The 19,245-nt window shown below is 71.2% G+C and carries 19 protein-coding genes and 1 pseudogene; 13 read left to right on the top strand and 7 right to left on the bottom strand.

What is annotated here, in order from left to right; genetic code table 11:
• Positions 1-78 precede the first annotated feature (78 nt).
• From DFR74_RS11565 to DFR74_RS11590, 6 genes and pseudogenes are all read left to right on the top strand, one after another.
• Positions 79-927, top strand: coding sequence for a lytic transglycosylase domain-containing protein (locus tag DFR74_RS11565; RefSeq protein WP_067513725.1), 849 nt, complete (start codon positions 79-81; stop codon positions 925-927).
• A gap of 18 nt (positions 928-945) precedes the next feature.
• Positions 946-2,082: an Mrp/NBP35 family ATP-binding protein gene (locus DFR74_RS11570; RefSeq protein WP_067513724.1), complete on the top strand. Its 1,137-nt coding sequence runs from the start codon at positions 946-948 to the stop codon at positions 2,080-2,082.
• Between the two features lie 210 nt (positions 2,083-2,292).
• Positions 2,293-2,655, top strand: a pseudogene (locus tag DFR74_RS11575) (DivIVA domain-containing protein); the annotation flags it as partial.
• Between the two features lie 410 nt (positions 2,656-3,065).
• On the top strand, positions 3,066-3,707 hold the full coding sequence (locus DFR74_RS11580) for a DNA-3-methyladenine glycosylase I (RefSeq protein WP_067513723.1): 642 nt from the start codon (positions 3,066-3,068) through the stop codon (positions 3,705-3,707).
• Positions 3,708-3,809: 102 nt separating this feature from the next.
• The gene (locus tag DFR74_RS11585) at positions 3,810-3,977 is read left to right on the top strand and encodes a DUF3117 domain-containing protein (RefSeq protein WP_011211259.1); all 168 of its coding nucleotides are present in this window, start codon (positions 3,810-3,812) and stop codon (positions 3,975-3,977) included.
• Positions 3,978-3,996: 19 nt separating this feature from the next.
• A complete protein-coding gene (locus DFR74_RS11590; protein WP_113975074.1) occupies positions 3,997-4,806 on the top strand; it encodes a putative RNA methyltransferase in 810 nt (269 codons plus the stop codon).
• Positions 4,807-5,019: 213 nt separating this feature from the next.
• On the opposite strand, the gene glgA is transcribed toward DFR74_RS11590, so the two are convergent.
• A complete protein-coding gene (gene glgA / locus DFR74_RS11595; protein WP_067508507.1) occupies positions 5,020-6,198 on the bottom strand; it encodes a glycogen synthase in 1,179 nt (392 codons plus the stop codon).
• Between the two features lie 149 nt (positions 6,199-6,347).
• Here glgA and glgC point away from each other — a divergent pair, with 149 nt between their 5' ends.
• Positions 6,348-7,562 carry a glucose-1-phosphate adenylyltransferase gene (glgC, locus tag DFR74_RS11600; RefSeq protein WP_067508476.1) on the top strand — a complete coding sequence of 405 codons (1,215 nt, stop codon included), beginning with the start codon at positions 6,348-6,350 and terminating at the stop codon, positions 7,560-7,562.
• Positions 7,563-7,565: 3 nt separating this feature from the next.
• Here the strand turns inward: glgC and DFR74_RS11605 are convergent, their stop codons facing one another.
• Both DFR74_RS11605 and DFR74_RS11610 read right to left on the bottom strand, forming a co-directional pair.
• Positions 7,566-7,901: a hypothetical protein gene (locus DFR74_RS11605; protein WP_067508474.1), complete on the bottom strand. Its 336-nt coding sequence runs from the start codon at positions 7,899-7,901 to the stop codon at positions 7,566-7,568.
• A 103-nt stretch (positions 7,902-8,004) separates the two neighbouring features.
• The gene (locus DFR74_RS11610; RefSeq protein WP_407675212.1) at positions 8,005-8,637 is read right to left on the bottom strand and encodes an O-methyltransferase; all 633 of its coding nucleotides are present in this window, start codon (positions 8,635-8,637) and stop codon (positions 8,005-8,007) included.
• Positions 8,638-8,911: 274 nt separating this feature from the next.
• On the opposite strand from DFR74_RS11610, the gene sigE reads away from it, so the two are divergent.
• The 6 genes from sigE to DFR74_RS11640 all read left to right on the top strand — a co-directional run bounded on the left by sigE (position 8,912) and on the right by DFR74_RS11640 (position 13,535).
• On the top strand, positions 8,912-9,619 hold the full coding sequence (sigE, locus tag DFR74_RS11615; RefSeq protein WP_084537545.1) for an RNA polymerase sigma factor SigE: 708 nt from the start codon (positions 8,912-8,914) through the stop codon (positions 9,617-9,619).
• Positions 9,620-9,674: 55 nt separating this feature from the next.
• Positions 9,675-10,094: a hypothetical protein gene (locus tag DFR74_RS11620; protein ID WP_067508470.1), complete on the top strand. Its 420-nt coding sequence runs from the start codon at positions 9,675-9,677 to the stop codon at positions 10,092-10,094.
• A gap of 10 nt (positions 10,095-10,104) precedes the next feature.
• On the top strand, positions 10,105-11,658 hold the full coding sequence (locus tag DFR74_RS11625) for a S1C family serine protease (RefSeq protein WP_084537544.1): 1,554 nt from the start codon (positions 10,105-10,107) through the stop codon (positions 11,656-11,658).
• A gap of 33 nt (positions 11,659-11,691) precedes the next feature.
• On the top strand, positions 11,692-12,108 hold the full coding sequence (gene tatB, locus DFR74_RS11630; protein WP_067508468.1) for a Sec-independent protein translocase protein TatB: 417 nt from the start codon (positions 11,692-11,694) through the stop codon (positions 12,106-12,108).
• Between the two features lie 126 nt (positions 12,109-12,234).
• A complete protein-coding gene (locus tag DFR74_RS11635; protein WP_067508466.1) occupies positions 12,235-13,092 on the top strand; it encodes a hypothetical protein in 858 nt (285 codons plus the stop codon).
• Positions 13,093-13,319: 227 nt separating this feature from the next.
• Positions 13,320-13,535, top strand: coding sequence for a hypothetical protein (locus DFR74_RS11640; protein WP_067508463.1), 216 nt, complete (start codon positions 13,320-13,322; stop codon positions 13,533-13,535).
• A 301-nt stretch (positions 13,536-13,836) separates the two neighbouring features.
• Here the strand turns inward: DFR74_RS11640 and DFR74_RS11645 are convergent, their stop codons facing one another.
• From DFR74_RS11645 to DFR74_RS11660, 4 genes are all read right to left on the bottom strand, one after another.
• A complete protein-coding gene (locus DFR74_RS11645) occupies positions 13,837-14,904 on the bottom strand; it encodes an XdhC family protein (protein ID WP_067508461.1) in 1,068 nt (355 codons plus the stop codon).
• A 510-nt stretch (positions 14,905-15,414) separates the two neighbouring features.
• Positions 15,415-16,353, bottom strand: a complete 939-nt coding sequence (locus DFR74_RS11650; protein ID WP_067508459.1) for a glucosyl-3-phosphoglycerate synthase — start codon at positions 16,351-16,353, stop codon at positions 15,415-15,417.
• On the bottom strand, positions 16,350-17,234 hold the full coding sequence (gene folP, locus DFR74_RS11655) for a dihydropteroate synthase (protein ID WP_067508456.1): 885 nt from the start codon (positions 17,232-17,234) through the stop codon (positions 16,350-16,352). The genes DFR74_RS11650 and folP overlap by 4 nt, the downstream gene beginning before the upstream one ends.
• Before the next feature lie 197 nt (positions 17,235-17,431).
• Positions 17,432-19,201, bottom strand: coding sequence for a long-chain-acyl-CoA synthetase (locus DFR74_RS11660; RefSeq protein WP_195124789.1), 1,770 nt, complete (start codon positions 19,199-19,201; stop codon positions 17,432-17,434).
• Positions 19,202-19,245: the final 44 nt, after the last annotated feature.

Genomic DNA, 19,245 nt, shown 5'->3' on the forward strand with positions numbered 1-19,245 from the left:
GGTGACCCAGCGCTCCCCGCGCACGGACACTTCGCGGAACGCAGAGCCTCAGCGCTATTGGAGGAGGGTCACCACACCGTGGGGCGTCACCGCAAGCAATCGCCTGCCACCGTCAAACGCGGCTCCGTTCTCGCACTGACAGGATTGGTTCCCACCGGATTCGTGGCCTGCGCCGCGGCATCCGATCTGAATTCCGGCCACACCGCCGTCCAGGAGGTCGCCGAGGAGGGCGGTCTCCTCGGCGCCCTCGGCGCCGCGGAGGTCACCGACGACGGTTACGTCGAACACGCGATGGCCGCACAGGGCGTCGCGGCCAAGCCGGTCGTGAAAACCGTTGCGCTGCCCACTGATCGGGCGAAGGCCGAACTCCCCGCCGGGCCGGGCGGCATCCCTGGCGTCGCGGTGGCGGCGTACCAGAACGCCGAGCAGTTGCTCGCCGCGCAGAACCCGGTCTGCAACATGGAGTGGACCCTGCTGGCCGGCATCGGCCGCGTCGAGTCCACGCACGTCTTCGGCGGCAAGGCCGATGCCGAGGGCAATCCGCTCGACCCCGTCTACGGTCCCGTCCTGGACGGCTCGCTGGCGGGCAACGCGGTCATCCACGACAGCGACGGCGGTGCCCTCGACGGGCTCGGCGGCTACGACCGCGCCGTGGGCCCCATGCAGTTCCTGCCCGAGACCTGGACGCGATACGCCGCCGACGGCAACGGCGACGGCATCGCCGACCCGCAGAACCTCTACGACGCCGCGCTGACGGCCGGAAAGTACCTCTGCGACGGCAATCTGGACATGCGGGATCTGTCCCAGCGCTCCCGCGCGATCCTGCGCTACAACAACTCGATGGCCTACGTCGCCAACGTCATGGCCTGGGCCAACTCCTACGGCACGGGGGTCGCACCCAAGCCCGCGGAGCTCCCCCGTATCTGAAGCCCGTAAAATTCGGATATGCCAGTGGTAACGGAAACGGACGTGCGGGGCGCGCTCGCGAAGGTCGACGATCCGGAGATCCGTAAACCGATCACCGAACTCGGCATGGTGAAGAGCATCGGGATCGATGCCGAGAGCAACGTCCACGTCGAGGTGTACCTGACGACGGCCGGGTGCCCGTTGCGCACCGAGATCATCCAGCGGGTCACCAAAGCGGTGGCCGATGTGCCGGGTGTGGGTGCCATCTCGGTCGACCTCGACGTGATGAACGACGAGCAGCGCACCGAACTGCGCAAGCAGTTGCGCGGCGATTCGGCCGAGCCGGTGATCCCGTTCGCTCAGCCCGGATCGCTCACCCGCGTGTACGCGGTCGCGTCGGGCAAGGGCGGCGTCGGCAAGTCCAGCGTGACCGTCAACCTGGCGGCGGCGATGGCGGCGCGCGGCCTGTCGGTCGGCGTGCTCGACGCCGATATCTACGGCCACTCGGTGCCGCGCATGCTCGGCACCGACGCGCGGCCCACGCAGGTGGAGCGGATGATCCTGCCGCCCGTCTCACACGACGTGAAGGTCATCTCCATCGCCATGTTCACCCAGGGCAACACGCCCGTGGTGTGGCGCGGCCCGATGCTGCACCGCGCGCTGCAGCAGTTCCTGGTGGACGTGTTCTGGGGCGATCTGGACGTGCTGCTGCTCGACCTGCCGCCCGGCACCGGCGACGTGGCCATCTCGCTGGCCCAGCTGATCCCCAACGCCGAGATCCTGGTGGTCACCACACCGCAGCTGGCCGCCGCCGAGGTGGCCGAGCGGGCCGGGTCGATCGCCCTGCAGACGCGGCAGCGGATCGTCGGCGTGGTGGAGAACATGTCGTGGCTGGACCTGCCCGACGGCACCCGCATGGACCTCTACGGCTCGGGCGGTGGCCAGACCGTGGCCGACAGCCTCACCCGCGCGGTCGGCGCGAATGTGCCGCTGCTGGGCCAGATCCCGATCGAGCAGGCGCTGCGCGAGGCGGGCGACGAAGGCACCCCGATCGTACTGCGCGACCCCGACAGCGCCTCGGCCAAGGCCCTGCTCTCCGTCGCCGACAAACTCGCCGTCCGCCGCCGCGGACTCGCGGGCATGTCGCTGGGCATCGATACCACCCGCCACCTGTAGGGGTCCGCGCCGGCGGGCTCTCGACCGGGGCAGTCGCGATCGCCGCTGGAGGGGTCTGCCCCGGCGAGCTCCCGGCCGGTCCGGTCGCGATCGCCGGGCGGTGAATTGGTGCTGCGGTGCTCGGTGCTGGAGAACCCGTTCGGCAGCGGGGGCGCGCGGTAGACGGGTGCGCCCGTCCCGGGTGTCGGCGCGGCCAAATAAGCTCGGGGCATGCTCACGCTGCTGATGTACGTGGTGTTCGTCGGGCTGGTGGCCGCGGCGCTGTTCTTCGTCGCGAGCGCGATCTTCGGACGGGGTGAGGAACTGGGCCCGTTGCCGGAGGGCACGACGGCCACCGTGCTGCCCGCCGAGGGGATCACCGGCGCCGATGTGCGCGCGCTGCGGTTCCAGCAGGTGGTGCGCGGGTACAAGGCGGCCGAGGTGGACTGGGCGCTGGCCCGGCTGGCCGCCCGCATCGACGAGTTGCAGATCGAACTCGCGCAGGCGCGCTCCGTGCCCGCCCCGCGTCCGGCGACGGGCCGCGACTCCGAATCCCGGACCGGCGGTACGGCGTCCACACCCGAGCTCGCCAAGGACGACGTGGGCTTCAACGGCACGGCCGGGCAGACGTGGACTCCGGAGGCACCGGGCGGCACCGCGACGGGCCCGGGAACCACCCCCGACAACGGTGCCTCGAGCACAGCGACCGGGTACCGATATCCCACGGCCTGGAGTGCCACCGGCGAACCGGCCACCTCCGGCTACGACCAGCAGACCACACCGGCTGGCGGCACACCGACCAGCCCGGCAGCGAGCGGTGGCGACACCGCCGGATCGTCCGAGCAGACCACCACCGGCTGGGGCACCCCGCTCAGCCGCGACGAGCCGGCCGCCCCCGCCGCGCAGCCCGGCGCGACACCGTCCTCCGACAGGTGGGGCATCCCGTTCAACCTCGCGTCCGAGCCGGCCGAGGGCTCGCGGCCGCACCGGACCTCCGGCCCGTCATGAGCGACGACTTCACCCAGCCGCCCGACGGACGCGTGCGCTGTGAGTGGGCGGACGGGTCCGATCTCTACCGCGCCTATCACGACCGCGAGTGGGGCAAGCCCGTCCACGGCGACGACGCCTTGTTCGAACGGGTCTGCCTCGAGGCATTCCAATCCGGACTGGCGTGGATCACCATTCTGCGCAAGCGCCCGGCGTTCCGCGCCGCGTTCGCCGGCTTCTCGATCGAGCGCGTGGCAGGCTTCGGCGACGACGACGTGGCGCGCCTGATGGCCGACGCGGGCATCGTCCGCAATCGCGCGAAAATCGAGGCGGCCATCACCAACGCGCGCGCCGCACTCGCCCTGCCCGACGGGCTGGACCGGCTGATCTGGTCGTTCGCGCCGCCGCCGCGCCCGCGCCCGCGCACCCTCGCCGACGTCCCCGTCACCACGCCCGAATCCGTCGCTCTGGCAAAACAATTGAAGAAACAAGGCTTTCGTTTCGTGGGACCCACCACGGCGTACGCGCTGATGCAGGCCACGGGAATGGTCGACGACCACCTCGCGGACTGCTGGGTGGGCGGCGACCCCGGCGATACCGACCCGGCGGTCACATTTCGAACTCAGGTATCCGTCCACATCGGCGATAGGGAAGAATAGGACCGGTGTAGCTCGCCGAATACCGGCGAGCTGCCTGGTTGGTGACAACTGTAGTTCCAAGAAAGTGCGCAGAAGACCGCGCAGATCTGGAGGGAGCAGAGGATGGCGGCCATGAAGCCCCGCACCGGGGACGGTCCCCTCGAGGCAACCAAAGAAGGGCGTGGAATCGTGATGCGGGTTCCACTCGAGGGTGGCGGGCGTCTGGTCGTAGAGCTCACGCCGGATGAGGCGGCGGCGCTCGGTGACGAACTGAAGAGTGTCACCAGCTAGTCCCACGACACTCGCCGAGGTGGCCGGCCTGCTGGCCTGCCCGGAGTGCCACCTCGGCCTCGAGGTGGCCGACCGGGCGCTGCGCTGCGGCCGCGGCCACAGTTTCGACCTGGCCAAGCAGGGCTACGTCAGCCTGCTGACGGGTGCGTCGACCAAGATGACCGGCGATTCCGCCGCCATGCTCGACGCCCGCGCCGCCTTCCAGAGCGAAGGACATTTCGCGCCGATCGCCGACGCGGTGGCCGCCGCCGTCGGCGGGCACGCGCCCCTGCTCGAGGTCGGCGCGGGCACAGGCTACTACCTGGCCGCCGCGCTGGACGCCGCGCCCGAGGCGCGCGGTATCGCGCTGGACGTGGCCAAACCCGCCGCGCGGCGCTGTGCTCGCGCGCATCCGCGCGCCGCCGCGGTGCTGGCCGACGCCTGGCGCGGGCTGCCGGTCCGCGACGGCGTGCTCGGTGGTGTGCTCTCGGTGTTCGCGCCGCGCAACCCGTCGGAGGTGGCGCGGGTGCTCGGCGCGGACGGACGGTTCGTGGTCGCCGCGCCCACCGACCGTCATCTCGGCGAACTGGTCGAGCACCTGGGCATGGTCGGCGTGGACCCCGACAAGGACCGCCGCCTCGCCGAGACCATGGCGGGACACTTCGCGCCCGGCGACCGCACGGTGGTCGAGTACCCGATGAAGCTGGGCCGCGCGGCGGTCGCGGCGGTGGTCGGCATGGGGCCGTCGGCGCACCACGGCACGGACGAGCGCGCGGCCCGCCTGGCCGCACTCCCCGACCGGGTGGAGGTCACCGCGTCGGTGGTCGTGACGACCTACCGCCCGGTCTGAGCGGGGCTCGCCGCCGCCCTGACCGGGGTTCGCCCCGGCACCTGCACGCGCGCCGCGCATCCGGCACCATCCGTCACCGGCTGGCGCGGCGCGTACTCAACGGCTGGTACCCGGCCCGACAGGCGCCGGCTGGGCACGAGGCGTACGCGGCGGCTGACCTCCAGGCCCCCGCACGCCTCCCGGCCCCCGCACGTCCACCCGGCCGCGACCTGGCTACTGCCCCGGCTGACCCACCCGCTCGGCGCGCGCGTGCCGGTACACCTCGACGGTGCGTTCCGCGATCCGGGACCAGTCGAATTCCGCGATGGCGCGGGCCCGCCCGGCCGCGCCGAACTCCGCCGCGCGGATCGGATCGCCGGCGACCTCGTTCACCGCGTCGGCCAGATCGCGTTCGTACTTCTCGACGGCGCCCGGGTCGTAGTGCACCAGCCGTCCGGTGTCGCCGTCGACGACCACCTCGGGGATGCCGCCCACGTCGGAGGCCACCACGGCGGTGGCGCAGGCCATCGCCTCCAGGTTGACGATGCCGAGCGGCTCGTAGACCGACGGGCAGACGAAAACGGTGGCGGCGGCGAGGATCTGGCGGATCTGCTCGGTGGGCAGCATCTCGCGCACCCAGAACACGTTGCCACGGCGGGCGCGCAGCTCCTCGACGGCGGCCGCGGTCTCTTCGGCGAGCTCCTCGGTGTCGGGCGCGCCCGCGCACAGCACCAGTTGGATGTCGGGCGCGAAATCGCGTGCGGCGGCGAGGAGGTGCCCCACGCCCTTCTGCCGCGTGATACGCCCGACGAACGCGGCGATGGGTTGGTCGGTGCGCACGCCCAGCTCGTCGAGTATGTGCCGGGAGCCGGGCTCGGCGGGCCCGGGCTGCCACAGCGTGGCGTCGATCCCGTTGTGCACCACGTGCACCCGGGCGGGGTCGATCGCGGGATAGGCGTCGAGCACGTCCCGGCGCATGCCTTCACTGACCGCGATGACGGCGTCGGCGTGCTCCATAGCGTTGCGTTCCGACCACGACGAGAGCCGATAGCCGCCGCCCAGCTGCTCCGCCTTCCACGGCCGTCGCGGCTCCAGCGAATGCGCGGTGAGTATGTGCGGGACGCCGTAGAGCGTGGCCGCCAGATGTCCGGCGAGGCCGGTGTACCAGGTATGCGAATGCACCACATCCACCTCGCCGACGGCGTCGGCCATCCGCAACTGGGTGGACATCATCTGCAACGCGGCGTTGGCGGCGTACAGCGACGGATCGGGTTGGTGCACCACGGCATCCGCGCGCTCGGCGCCCATGCAGTGCACCGTCACCTCGCACAGCCTGCGCAGCTCGGCGGTCAGCTGCGTGACGTGCACGCCGGCGCCCCCGTACACCTCAGGGGGATATTCGCGGGTCAGCATCGCGACGCGTAACAGGTCGCCGAGCTGCCCCGTCTCGCCGGAAACCGCCGTCGAGCGCCCGCCGTCCGTGCCGAAACTCACCGGTTCAAAGTAGACGCTCGACTGCGCAGGGGCCACCCGCGCCCGCACTTCACGGTAGTTTGTGGACTGTGAGGAGCCAGCCGCACGTATTAGGGATCGTGCTCGCCGGTGGCGAGGGCAAGCGCCTGTTCCCGCTCACCGCCGACCGGGCCAAGCCCGCGGTCCCGTTCGGGGGTGCGTACCGGCTCATCGACTTCGTGCTGAGCAACCTGGTCAACGCGGGCTTCCTGCGGCTGTGCGTGCTCACCCAGTACAAGTCGCATTCGCTGGACCGCCACATCTCCCAGACCTGGCGGCTGTCCGGGTTCGGCGGCGAGTACATCACGCCGGTGCCCGCGCAGCAGCGGCTCGGCCCGCGCTGGTACACGGGCAGCGCCGACGCGATCATGCAGTCGCTGAACCTGATCTACGACGAGGACCCCGACTACATCGTGGTGTTCGGCGCCGACCACGTGTACCGGATGGACCCCGAGCAGATGCTGGCGCACCACATCGAGTCCGGCGCGGGCGTCACGGTGGCGGGCATCCGGGTGCCGCGCAGCGAGGCGAGCGCGTTCGGCTGCATCGATTCCGACGAGTCCGGGCGCATCACCCAGTTCCTGGAGAAGCCGGCGCACCCGCCGGGCACCCCCGACGACCCCAATGTCACCTTCGCCTCGATGGGCAACTACGTGTTCACCACCAAGGTGCTGGTGGACTCGATCCGCGCCGACGCCGACAACTCCGACTCCGACCACGACATGGGCGGCGACATCATCCCCGCGCTGGTCGCGGCGGGCGAGGCGGGCGTCTACGACTTCGCCGACAACGAGGTGCCCGGCGCCACCGAACGCGACCGCGGCTACTGGCGCGACGTGGGCACCATCGACGCGTTCTACGACGCGCACATGGACCTGGTCTCGGTGCACCCGGTGTTCAACCTCTACAACAAGCACTGGCCCATCCGCGGCGCGGCCGAGAACCTGCCGCCCGCCAAGTTCGCCCAGGGCGGGCTGGCCCAGGAGTGCATCGTCGGGGCGGGCAGCATCCTGTCGGCGGCCACGGTGCGCACCTCGGTGCTCAGCTCCAACGTGATGGTCGACGACGGCGCCACCGTGGAGGGCTGCGTCCTCATGCCGGGCGTGCGGATCGGGCGCGGCGCGGTGGTGCGGCACGCGATTCTGGACAAGAACGTGGTGGTGGGCGAGGGCGAGATCATCGGCGTGGACCTCGAGCGCGACCGCGATCGCTTCGCCGTCAGCAACGGCGGTGTGGTGACCGTCGGCAAGGGTGTGTGGGTGTAGCCGTCAGGGCTGCGGCGCGATGCAGAACGGCTCGCACGGGCCCGGTGTGCGGGTCACCCCGGGCGAGGGCGCCTCGTCACCGAAATCGGCGGTGGAGACCAGCGCGGCCAGCACCACGGCGATCACCAGCAGGATCCCGAACACGACGGCCGCGCCAGCCCAGTCCTCCGGCCGGTTGCGCTGCTGATCGTCGTCGTTCCTGAACATCGGCTGCTGCCCTTCCGCCCCGGACCATCCGAACACATCGGCGTCGTCGCGGAAAGACCCCACGGTGTCGTAGCGGCCGCCGGACGGGCGGGGGCTCGGGTGGGCGCGCCGGATTCGCTGCTGTCGCTTCACTGACGATCCTTCGTGCGGAATGCCACGCCTCCCGGCGCGGCGGTCTATCTGTGCGCGTTGCGGGTGACCGCGCCGTCACCGCCACGAGTGTGCACCCGCGCGGCTACCCGCGCGACGCGCACAGCAGCCCGTCGCCCACCGGGATCAGCACGCTGGTGAGTTCGGGATGTTCGGCGATCGCCCGCGTGGCCGCGCGGACCGACTGGGTGGCCGGATCGCGCTGCGCCGGATCGGGCACCCGCCCGCCCAGCAGCGCGTTGTGCAGCACGATCGCGCCGCCCTCGCGCAACAGCCGCACACCCTGTTCCACGTATTCGGGGTGCTCGAGCGGCGCGGCATCGATGAAGACCAAGTCGTAGGCGCCGTCGGCGAGGCGGGGCAGCACGTCCAGGGCGCGACCGTTGATGAGCCTGGTGCGGGCGGGCGGGATATCGGCGGCCCGGAATGCCTCCTTGGCCGCCCGCTGATGCTCCGGTTCGGAATCGATGGTGGTCAGCGTGCCGTCCTCGCGCATGCCGTCGAGCAGCCACAGGCCGCTGATGCCCGCGCCGGTGCCGACCTCGACGACCGCCCGCGCGCCCAGCAGCTGGGCGTACATGCTCAGCAGCGCACCGACCGACGGCGGTACGGGTGCCGCACCCAATTCGGTGGCGCGCTCGCGCGCGCTGACGAGGATCTCGTCCTCCACGACGGATTCCTCCACGTAGGAGAGATTTCGCTCCAGGTTCGATGCCACGGGTATGAGGCTAATGCGGTGCGGCTCTCAGCGGCGTCCCGACAACGCGCTTTCCGCGCGGATCGGTTTTCTCAGGTGTCCCTCAGGATCTCCATATCCGGGCCATATCAGGACAGGAAAGAGTGAAGGCACCAGACCAGCCGACCGTGTCACACGGGGCTCGGGAACAACGACATACAGGTAGTCGGTTGTATCTCGTACGCGAGGGTCCGTGACCCGGACCCGCGTGCCGCCCCGAGTTCTACGGTCCTTAGCAGGAGGTAGCCCCATCCACATGGTCACAGGTTCGTTCGCGGCGCAGGGGCGCTCCGAGGTCGCCGAGGCGTCGCCCGCCCTGCCACCCGAGTACGCCACGCTGCCCGAGCAGATCGTCGCGCCCGAGGACGCCGACATCGATCCCGCCGACCTCACCGGCACCGCAGCCTTCGACGCGACCGGCGACCGGTCGGTCATGCCCTCCTGGGACGAGCTGGTCCGCGAGCACGCCGACCGCGTCTACCGGCTGGCCTACCGCCTCTCCGGCGACGCGCAGGACGCCGAGGACCTCACCCAGGAGACGTTCATCCGGGTGTTCCGGTCGCTGTCGAACTACCAGCCGGGCACCTTCGAGGGCTGGCTGCACCGCATCACGACCAACCTGTTCCTGGACATGGTCCGCCGCCGCAACCGCATCCGCATGGAAGCGCTGCCCGAGGACTACGACCGGGTGCCCGCCGAGGGACCCGGCCCCGAGCAGGTCTACCACGACGCCAGGCTCGATCCCGACCTGCAATCCGCCCTCGACGCCCTGGCGCCGGAGTTCCGCGCCGCGGTCGTGCTGTGTGACATCGAGGGCCTGTCCTACGAGGAGATCGGCGCCACGCTCGGCGTGAAGCTGGGCACCGTGCGCAGCCGCATCCACCGCGGGCGTCAGGCACTGCGCGAGCACCTTGCGCATAATGGAACACACCAGCGGTTCGCCGCTGACGCGAACATCGGGTGATCGGCCGGAAGGCGTCGCCCGGATCAGAGCACGTCGTCGGAAGGGTGAGCACCGCATGAGTGGCGAGTCCAGTACGTTCGGTCATCCGCCGCACGGGGCGGACCGGCGAACGCAGGGCCGCACGCCCCGGTTCGCGCCGACCGAGCACCTGGCCAGCGAGGCGGTCGTCGCCTACGTGGACGGCGAACTGCGCATGAACGCGTATCTGCGCGCCGCCCAGCACATCTCGGTCTGCCCGGAGTGCGCGGCCGAGGTGGACGCCCAGCAGCAGGCGCGCATCGCGCTGCGCCAGTCGGGCCCGATCTCCATCCCGCGCGGGCTGCACGACAGCCTGACCCGCATCCCGCTCGCCGAACTGCCCGGCGGCACCACCGAGGGGCGCGGCGTCGGCGGAAACACCCGCAACGAGGCTGTTTTCGGTTTTCTGCCGGATTCGCGCACCGCGACCCGGTGGGCAGCGTGGTGGCGCAAGTAGAGTTTTCCGCGTGACCACCGAAGCGAGGAACACCGGACCCGTGCCGGACGGGCGGCCCACCGAGGGCGACACCCCCGATTCGGCGGCCGACAGGGGGACCCTGAGGCCGCCGGACGCGCCCGTGCTCGGCCCCCGCCCGGTGGTACGTCCCCACATCGACAACCACACCGCGCACACGTTCCGCAGGCCGTCCGGCCAGAGCGGGTCGTTCGCACCCCGCGCCGCGACGCCCGCCGCGCCCGCGGCGCCGGATCTGCCGCAGGCCCGTCCGCCCGACGCGGTGCTGGCCGAGGCGTTCGGCCGCCCCGAGGGCTCCGACGAGCTGTTGCAGCGCGATCCCGGCGCCGCGGGTTCGGCCCCGGCCACCGCCGCGCCCGCCGATCCGTGGCGCGATCCGCACGCCGCCGCCCGTCTGGGCGCGCCCGCGATCCCCACGCCCGAACCGCAGCCGCTGCCGCAGTACCGCAAGCTCACCGCCCGCGAAGTCCTCTTCGGTTCTCGCGTGGCGCCCAAGGCGCTGGCGCTGCTGGCCGCCATCGCGCTCGGCATCGGTCTCCTCGGCGGCTTGGCGGGCCGGCTCACCGCCGAGCAGACCACCAATCTCACCTCCCGCAAGGTCACCCTGGAGCAGACCGAGGGCATCGAGCAGCCGCACGGCCAGATCGCCAAGGTCGCCGACGCGGTGCTGCCGTCGGTGGTGTCGATCCGGGTCACCGTGGGCGACAACGGCGCGACCGGTTCCGGCGTCGTCATCGACGGCGCGGGCTACGTGGTGACCAATAACCACGTCATCTCGATGGCCGCGCAGGACACCAGCGGCCGCGCCGTCATCCGGCTCACCTTCGCCGACGGCAGCCGCGTGCCCGCCGAGATCGTCGGCCGCGATCCCAAGACCGACCTCGCGGTGCTGAAGGTCGACGTCAAGAACCTCACGGTCGCCACGCTGGGCAAGTCCGACGAGGTCCAGGTCGGCGACGACGTGCTGGCCGTCGGTTCGCCACTGGGGCTGAGCAAGACCGTCACCTCGGGCATCGTCAGCGCCCTGCACCGCCCGGTGAAGCTGTCCGGCGAAGGCACCGACACCAACGCGGTGATCGACGCCGTGCAGACCGACGCCTCCATCAACCCGGGTAACTCCGGTGGCGCGCTGGTGGACATGCAGGGCCGCGTGGTGGGCATCAACACCGCCATCCGCAGCGAGACCGGCGGTTCGGTGGGCCTCGGCTTCGCCATCCCGGTCGACACCATGACCGAGGTGGCGCAGACCCTGATCCGCGACGGCGTGATGCACCATCCGATGATCGGCGTGGCCGCCAACACCCGCACCGTCGCCAACGAGGTGATGAGCGGCGCGGCCGTGGCCGATGTGGTGGCGGGCGGTCCCGCCGCCAAGGCGGGCATCGTCGAGGGCGATGTGATCGTGCGGGTGGGCGACCGCGAGGTCACCGGTCCGGACGAGCTGATCGTCGCGGTGCAGTCGCACGAGATCGGCGACACGGTGAACGTGCGGTTGATCCGTGATGGCAGGCAGGTGGATGTGCCTGTGACGTTGGAGTCCGACTGACCTTTCGCGCCGAAGTGCGGGTAGCCTGGTCTCGTGTTCAGCAACATCGGGTGGGGCGAGATGATGATCCTGCTCGTCGCCGCCCTCGTCATCCTCGGGCCGGAGCGGTTGCCCGGCGCCGTGCGCTGGACCACGCAGAGCCTGCGACAGATCCGCGACTACGCCAGCGGCGCCACCGCCCAGCTGAAGAACGAGCTCGGCCCGGAGTTCGAGGATCTGCGCAAACCGCTGGCCGACCTGAACGAGCTGCGCGGGATGACGCCGCGCTCGATGGTCACCAAGCACCTGCTCAACGGCGACGACTCGGTGCTGCGCAGCCTCGAGAAGGCGGTGCCCACCAAGGACGAGTTGTACGGCGCCAACAGCGGAATGCCGGATCACCCGAAGCCGAAGCTGGAAAAACCGTTGGCGCACAATGAACGTCCGCCGATCGATTCCGACGCCACCTGACCGGTGTGTCGCCCGGCGCGTCGTCGGAAAATGCCCGGTGAGGCCGAAACAGACTGGGCCGTCGCGCAGTACGCGATGTCAACGGCTCTAGACACCTGACGCTGTTCAGCTGTCTAGACTTCGCACATGTCGGCCGATGACGTGGCGCGAGTCTTCGCAATCGAGGACAAAGTCGAAAGACTCAAGGCGGCCACCGAGGGGGTGGCGGCGGCGCAGCAGACGATCAACGAACTCACGCGGATCCGCAGGGCGGTCATCAGGGAGCTCCACGCCGAGGGGTGGACGTTCGCCAGAATCGGTGCGGCCGCGGGACTTTCCCGTGCGCGCATCCACCAGGTGAGCACGCAGGGGCCCGCACCGGAGGGGTTGTTCTTCGGGCACGGGTCGCTCACGATCCTCACCCCCGAGGTGCGGGCCGGGCGGGTGCTCGGCGCACCCGATCCCAGCGCGTCGGCGCGGTTGGTGGAGCTGTTGCGCGAACTCGGGTTCGCCGTGTCGGTGGAGACTTTTGCGCCGGGACGGCCCGTGGACCTGAACCGGGACGGGCTGATCGTGCTCGGCGGGCCCGAGCTGTCGCCCAACCTGCGCCAGCTGGTGGCCGCCGATCCGCGCTTGCGGCGCACCGTGGTTCGGGCGGGCGACGCGCGGCGCGGCATCGAGGACCGGGCGGCCCGGCGCGTGTACCGGCCCGCGGGGCCGGAACCGCACGACATCGCGTACCTGGCGCGGCTGCCGCGGCCCGACGGGCGCGGGACCTGCCTGGTGATCGACGGGCTGCATCCGCCCGGTTCACTGGGGGCGGTGCGCCTGCTGGCCACCCGGCTGGCCACCCTGCACGAACGCGCGGCGACCCACCTGTTCTCGGTGCTGGTCGCCGTGCGCTACGACCGCACCAGCGGCGAACCGGTCGACGCGGATCTGCTCACCCCGGTGTACCGCCACGACGGCGATCATCGCCCCTTGCGGCCGCGCCCGCGCCGCTGATCGGATGCCGATCGATTGCCGGTGCACCGAAAGCGCCACGGGCGCACGCAGATAGAGCCGCGGCGGTTTTCCTGTGGCGCATGTCACCCCACCCTCTTATCGTCGTCTTACGAGTCGATGTTTAGATAGCCGTCGAGTAACTGTCGTCCGGGTAGGTGAGCATTCATGGCACACGAGACACGCACACACGCCGGCCGCGGCCCGAGCCGCCGTTGCGGGGAGTCGCGATGAACGTCCTCGTGATCGCCGGACTCCTGGTGTTCCTGCTGACTTTCATCGCGGTCCTGATCGGCGTCACCCGCCGCTCGAACTCCCCCGAAGGTCAGCTCACCGTCGCAGCCCTCCAGGCTCGCCTGGCGCGCGAATCCGACGCCCCCGAACCGTCCGACGAGGACGACGCGGAGGTTTCGTCGGCCGAAATCGAGGAGCCCGCCGACCGCTGACGCGGGCCGGTAAGGCCGTCATCGAGAGCCGCCTCGTCCGAGGTGAGGGGCTGGGTCCCGTGTTCGGCGGGCACCCGCCAGGCCTGGTTGCCGTATGTCGGCGCAGGCGGTGGCCCCGCTACGATCGCCGACGGCTGCCCGCCCGCCGGAGCCAGGCGCTGTCGCGGAGTCCGACCGGATCGGATTCCGTGGTTCGTTGTCGCCGCAGGGCAAGGCCGAGGAGGAGTCGATCACCGGGGCGTGCCGACAAGAACGCGGCCGAGGCCGGCCACGGCCGCCGGATGGAACTTCGCGGCGGGATCTAGCGGTGGATCGGGCCGTCGAGGTGGATGAGGGGGCGGGCGGTGGCGTTATTGCGGTCGGCGAGGATCTGGGCGGCGATCGAGATGGCGGTTTCCTCGGGGGTGCGGGCGTCGAGGTCGAGGCCGAGGGGGCTGCGGAGGCGGCGCAGAGCCGCCTCGGGGACGCCCTCTTCGCGGAGGCGGGCCAGGCGTTCGGCGTGGGTGCGGCGGGAGCCGAGAGCGCCGACGAAGGCGAGGTCGGGCAGGGCCAGGGCGGCGGCGAGCATGGGGACGTCGAATTTCTGGTCGTGGGCGAGCACGCACACCACCGTGCCGGCGTCGACCCGCCCTGCGGCGTGTTCGGCGGCCAGGTAGCGGTGCGGCCAGTCCACCACCACGTCGTGGGCGGCCGGGAAACGCGCCGGGGTGGCGAAGGTTTCGCGGGCGTCGACCACCGTGACGCGGTAGCCCAGCTGACGACCGGTGCGGCTGAGCGCGCGCACGAACTCGTTGGCTCCGGCCAGGATCATCCGCGCCGGCGCGGCCCACACCTGCACGAAGACGCGGGGGCGCCCCGCCGCGCACTCCTCGGTGCCGACGATCCCGCTGCGCCCGGCCGCCAGCGACGCCGCCGCATCCCGCTCGACACCGCGCCACGCGCCGGAATCGCCGGGCCGCAACACCTTCCACTCCCCGGCCGAGTCGAGCACGGTCGCCAGAGCGACCGGCCGACCGGCCGCGAGTTCCGCTCGCACGGCGGACAACTCGGGCAGCCGCGCGGCATCGACGCGCTCCACGAACACCTCGATCTCGCCGCCGCAGGTGAGCCCCACCGCCATCGCGTCGGCCGCCGCGTACCCGAACCGCTCGGTTACCGCTGCCCCGTCGCGCAGCACCGCGCGCGCCGTCTCCACGACCGCGCCTTCCACGCAGCCGCCCGACAGCGACCCGAACACCTCGCCGGATGCCGTCACGATCATCGCGGCCCCGATCTCCCGCGGCCCGGCCCCGGTGGTGTCCACCACCCGCGCCACCGCCACCGGCCCCGCCGCGACGAGCCCGATCAGCCGCTCCACCATTTCCCGCATCAACCCACCGGCCCTTCCTCGAACCGGATCGGCAACCATACCGATCCGCCCGGGCGCCGTTGCCCCCATGCTAGTTGTCCTGCGAATATCTGCCACGCCACCACCATCGGCGGCACGCATCGTTATCCGTCAGCTATCAATAGGCAATCATTGCCGACGGGCCGCGCCATCGCCGCATACCCGCACCGGACACGGCCGCGCACCCACAGTCGATCGCCGGTCCGTGCGAATGCTCGGCAATGTCGACCGGGGCCAGGGTTTCGGACAACGGTCCACCCTCGCCCCCGGTACCTGAGGCGAGTGCACGACTCGCGCGCGTGGCGCCCCGACCGAGAAGGGTTGCCCCACAGAGGCATCTGCCACTGACCGGGCCGCGCGCTCCGGCCGTGCCGCTCTCGTCCCGCGGCCGCTGCGATCGAGCGGGCCACGTCGCGAATCGGCCGACCGGGATGCGCGCGCAGGGATTCCCCCGGCATCACGCGAACCCCTACCGCGCCGCCGCCTCTCGCCCTACGCCGCCACTCGCGACGGGCGCAGGGTGTTCATCGGGGGCCGGTCGGCCAGCGACACTTCCGTGCTGTGCGGGGTGAAAGCGTTTTCCACCAAGGGGAATTGGGTGAGGGCGGCGCCGGAGTCCTGGATGCCGCTGCGGCCCAGGACGGTGCCGAGGATCTGCCTGCTCATCACGCCGAGGTCGGCGAGCGGGCGGTTGCGGTGGGTGCGCACGCCCAGATTGACCTGGCCGATGGCGGACAGGCCCAGGCGGTCGTAGGTGTCGAGCAGCAGCCCGATCTCCACGCCGTAACCGGGGGCGAAGGGTACCGAGGTGAGCAGTTCGCGGGTGCCCGCGTATTCGCCGCCGAGCGGTTGCAGCACCGAGCACAGCTGCGGGCGCAACGCCGCCAGCAGCGGCCGCGCGACGAGTTCGGTGACCCGCCCGCCGCCGTGCGCGTCGACGGACACGCCCTGACGCAGCGGCCGCCGGTAGTACGCCTTCACCAGGTGCATGTCATCGACCAGCAGCAGCGGGCCGAGCAGCTTCGGCACGAACGCCGGATCGGGATCGATGAGATCGGAGTCCACGAACGCCACCAGATCGCCGTCGGTGACCGCCAGCGACCGCCACAGCACCTCGCCCTTACCGGGCATCGGTTCGAGTTCGGGCACGGCCTGCTCCCGGGTGACGACGCGCGCCCCCGCCGCCCGCGCCCGCTCGGCGGTGGCGTCGGTGGAGCCCGAGTCGAGCACCACCAGTTCGTCCACGAGCGTGCCGAGCAGCGGCCGGATGCTGGCCACCACGTCGGCGACGGTGCGTTCCTCGTTCAGCGCGGGCAACACGACCGAGACCGTGCGCCCGCCCTTGGCGTCGATGAGTTCGTCGACCGACCAGCCGGGGGTGTCCCAGGTGTTCGTGGTGGCCCAAGCGGATTCGCGGTGGTGGATTGTCATACCAGACCTCGCAGGGTTCGTGCGGGGGGCCGGATGCCCTGGATCGCGGCGATCATGTCCACGACCCGCCGGGTTTCGGCGACCTCGTGTACGCGAAAGACGCGGGCGCCCGCGGCGGCCGACCACGCTGTCGCTGCCAATGTGCCCTCCAACCGTTCGGAAAGACCGACACCAAGAGTCTCCCCGATGAAATCCTTGTTGCTGAGCGCCATCAAGACCGGCCACCCGGTTTTTACGAGAACGTCGATTCCCCGCAACAACTCGAGCCCGTGATAGGTGTTCTTGCCGAAATCGTGGGTCGGGTCGATGAGGATCGCGTCCTCGCGCACGCCCGCCGCGCGCGCGTTCTCCGCGGCCCGCACCACCGTGTCGGTGACCTCGCGCACCACGTCGGCGTAGCGCACCCGGTGCGGGCGCGTGCGCGGCACCGCGCCGCCGGTGTGACTGCACACGATGCCGACGCCGAGTTCGGCGGCCACCCCCACCAGACCGGGATCCGCGCCCGCCCAGGTGTCGTTGATCAGGTCGGCGCCCTCGGCCACCGCCGCCCGCGCCACCTCCGAACGCCACGTGTCGACGCTGATCAACAGGTCCGGGTATTTGTCGCGGATGGCCGCGACGAACGGCACCACGCGCCGCGACTCCTCGGCCGCGTCCACGGTCTCGCCCGGCCCGGCCTTCACACCGCCGATATCGACGAGGTCGGCGCCCTCGTCCACCGCGCGGCCCACCGCGTCCATGGCGGCGGCGTCGCCGAAGGTGGCGCCCCGGTCGTAGAACGAGTCGGGCGTCCGGTTCACGATAGCCATCACCAGCGCCCGATCCGTCGCCACCGGCTTGCCGCACAGCGTGGGGAGCGGCACTGCGGTCGGGCTGAGCATGCCCTCGACTGTAGCGGCCCGGTGACCGTCGCCCGGTGCGGAGCCCGCGGCGGTCGGGTGCCGCTCACCCACCCGCGTCCGGTCTTCACGCACTGCCGCTACCTCGCCGGAGATCGCCCGCACAGGCCGGTCGTCCGATCTTCGCGACCGGCGGCAGGTGTCCGCCACCGGTCGCCAGGGTCCGTAGCGCCGGCGAGCTAGGCAGTGGGGGCCTTGCCCGCCGCCACGTCGTCGGCGTACCCGTCGTAAGCCGGGACGTAGCCCTCGGACCGCCCGGCCAGCACGTAGAGGGCGGTCTCGCCGTCCGGCGCGTAGCCCTGCTTGCGCAGTTCCACCTTGCGGCTCTTGAATGTGGAGGTCTGCTCGAGTTCGTCGACCACGCGCACGAACAGCGGCACCGCGTAACCGGGCAACTGCTCGAAGGCCTTCGCGGCCAGCGCGCGGCCGTCGAACTCGGCGCCGGGCTGCAAGGTGATCGCCGCCATGCCCGCCTTGCCGTCGGTGCCCGGGATGTCCACGCCGAACACCACGGCCTGCTCGACGGATTCGTGTGCGCCGATCGCGCCCTCGACCTCGGTGGTCGCGACGTTCTCGCCCTTCCAGCGGAACGTGTCGCCGAGCCGGTCCACGAACGCGATGTGCCACCAGCCCTGGTCGCGCACCAGGTCACCGGTGTCGAACCAGGCGTCGCCCTCGGCGAACGCGTCGCGCACGAGCTTGGACTCGGTGGCGTCGGCGTCGGTGTAGCCGTCGAAGGGCTGGCGGTTGTTCACCTTGGCCAGCAGCAGGCCGACCCCGCCCGAACCCACCTTGCGCAGCCGGCCGTCGGGCCCGCGCTTGGCCTTGCCGGTGGCGTCGTCGTACTCGACGATCGCGTACGGCAGGGGACCGAATCCGGCCGTACGGTTCACCCCGAACGCGTTGACGAACGCGATCGGCGCCTCGCTGGCCCCGTAGAACTCCACCACGCGCCGCACGCCGAACCGGCTGGTGAAGTCGTCCCACAGTTCCGGACGCAGGCCGTTGCCCACCATCAACCGCACCTTGTGCTGCCGGTCGGTGATCCGCCGCGGCTGGTTGAGCAGGTACCGGCACAGCTCGCCGATGTAGATGAACGCGGTGGCGCGCTCACGGATGACCTCGTCCCAGAAGCCCGACGCCGAGAACTTGCGCCCGAGCGCGTAGGTCGCCCCGCCCGCGAGCACCGAGGACAGCGCCACCGTGAGCGCGTTGTTGTGGTACAGCGGCAGGCAGCAGTAGAGGGTGTCGTTGCCGCGCAACCGGACCCCGAGTCCGCCCAGCCCCGACATGCTCTTGGTCCAGCGCTGGTGGGTCATCACGCTGGCCTTCGGCAGGCCCGTGGTGCCGGAGGTGAAGATCAGGAAGGCCCGCTCCCCCGCCTCGATCCGCGCGGTCACGTCGGGATCGGCGGCGTCGGCGGTGCGCGCGGCGACCGCGAGTTCCTCGCTGGACAGCACGTTCGACAGCGGTTCGGGCAGCGAGCTGAGCGCCTGCGCGCATTCGTCGCCCACCACGTTCAGCACGCTGTCGAGCAGGCCGAAGCTGTGCGCGAGCACCTGGTCGCGCTGGTTGTGGTTCAACAGCCCCACGGTCGCACCGAGCTTCACGACGGCCAGCACCGTGAACATCGTCTCGGGCCGGTTCGTCATGAGCACGCCCACCACGTCGCCGCGGCCGACCCCGCGCTGGGACAGCACATCCGCGTACCGGTTGACCTCGGCGTTGGCCTCGCCATAGGTGTAGGCGCGTCCTTCGAACCGCAGGAAAACGCGGTGGGGATGGCGGTGCGCGTTGCGCTGGAAGAAGAGCCCGATGGAGGCCTTCGTCCCCGAGCGCACCAGCATGCCGGGCGCGTTGCGCAACATGCCCGGCGCGTCCAGCGCCATCCCGGGCAGGGCCGTGAGCAGATCGCGCAGGCGCACGGTCGAACGGCTGTCGGTACTCACTCGCTTCGTCTCCTAGCTTCGCGCGGCACTGACCCCCAGTGCCG

Source organism: Nocardia puris, from assembly GCF_003315035.1.
Taxonomy (GTDB): domain Bacteria; phylum Actinomycetota; class Actinomycetes; order Mycobacteriales; family Mycobacteriaceae; genus Nocardia; species Nocardia puris.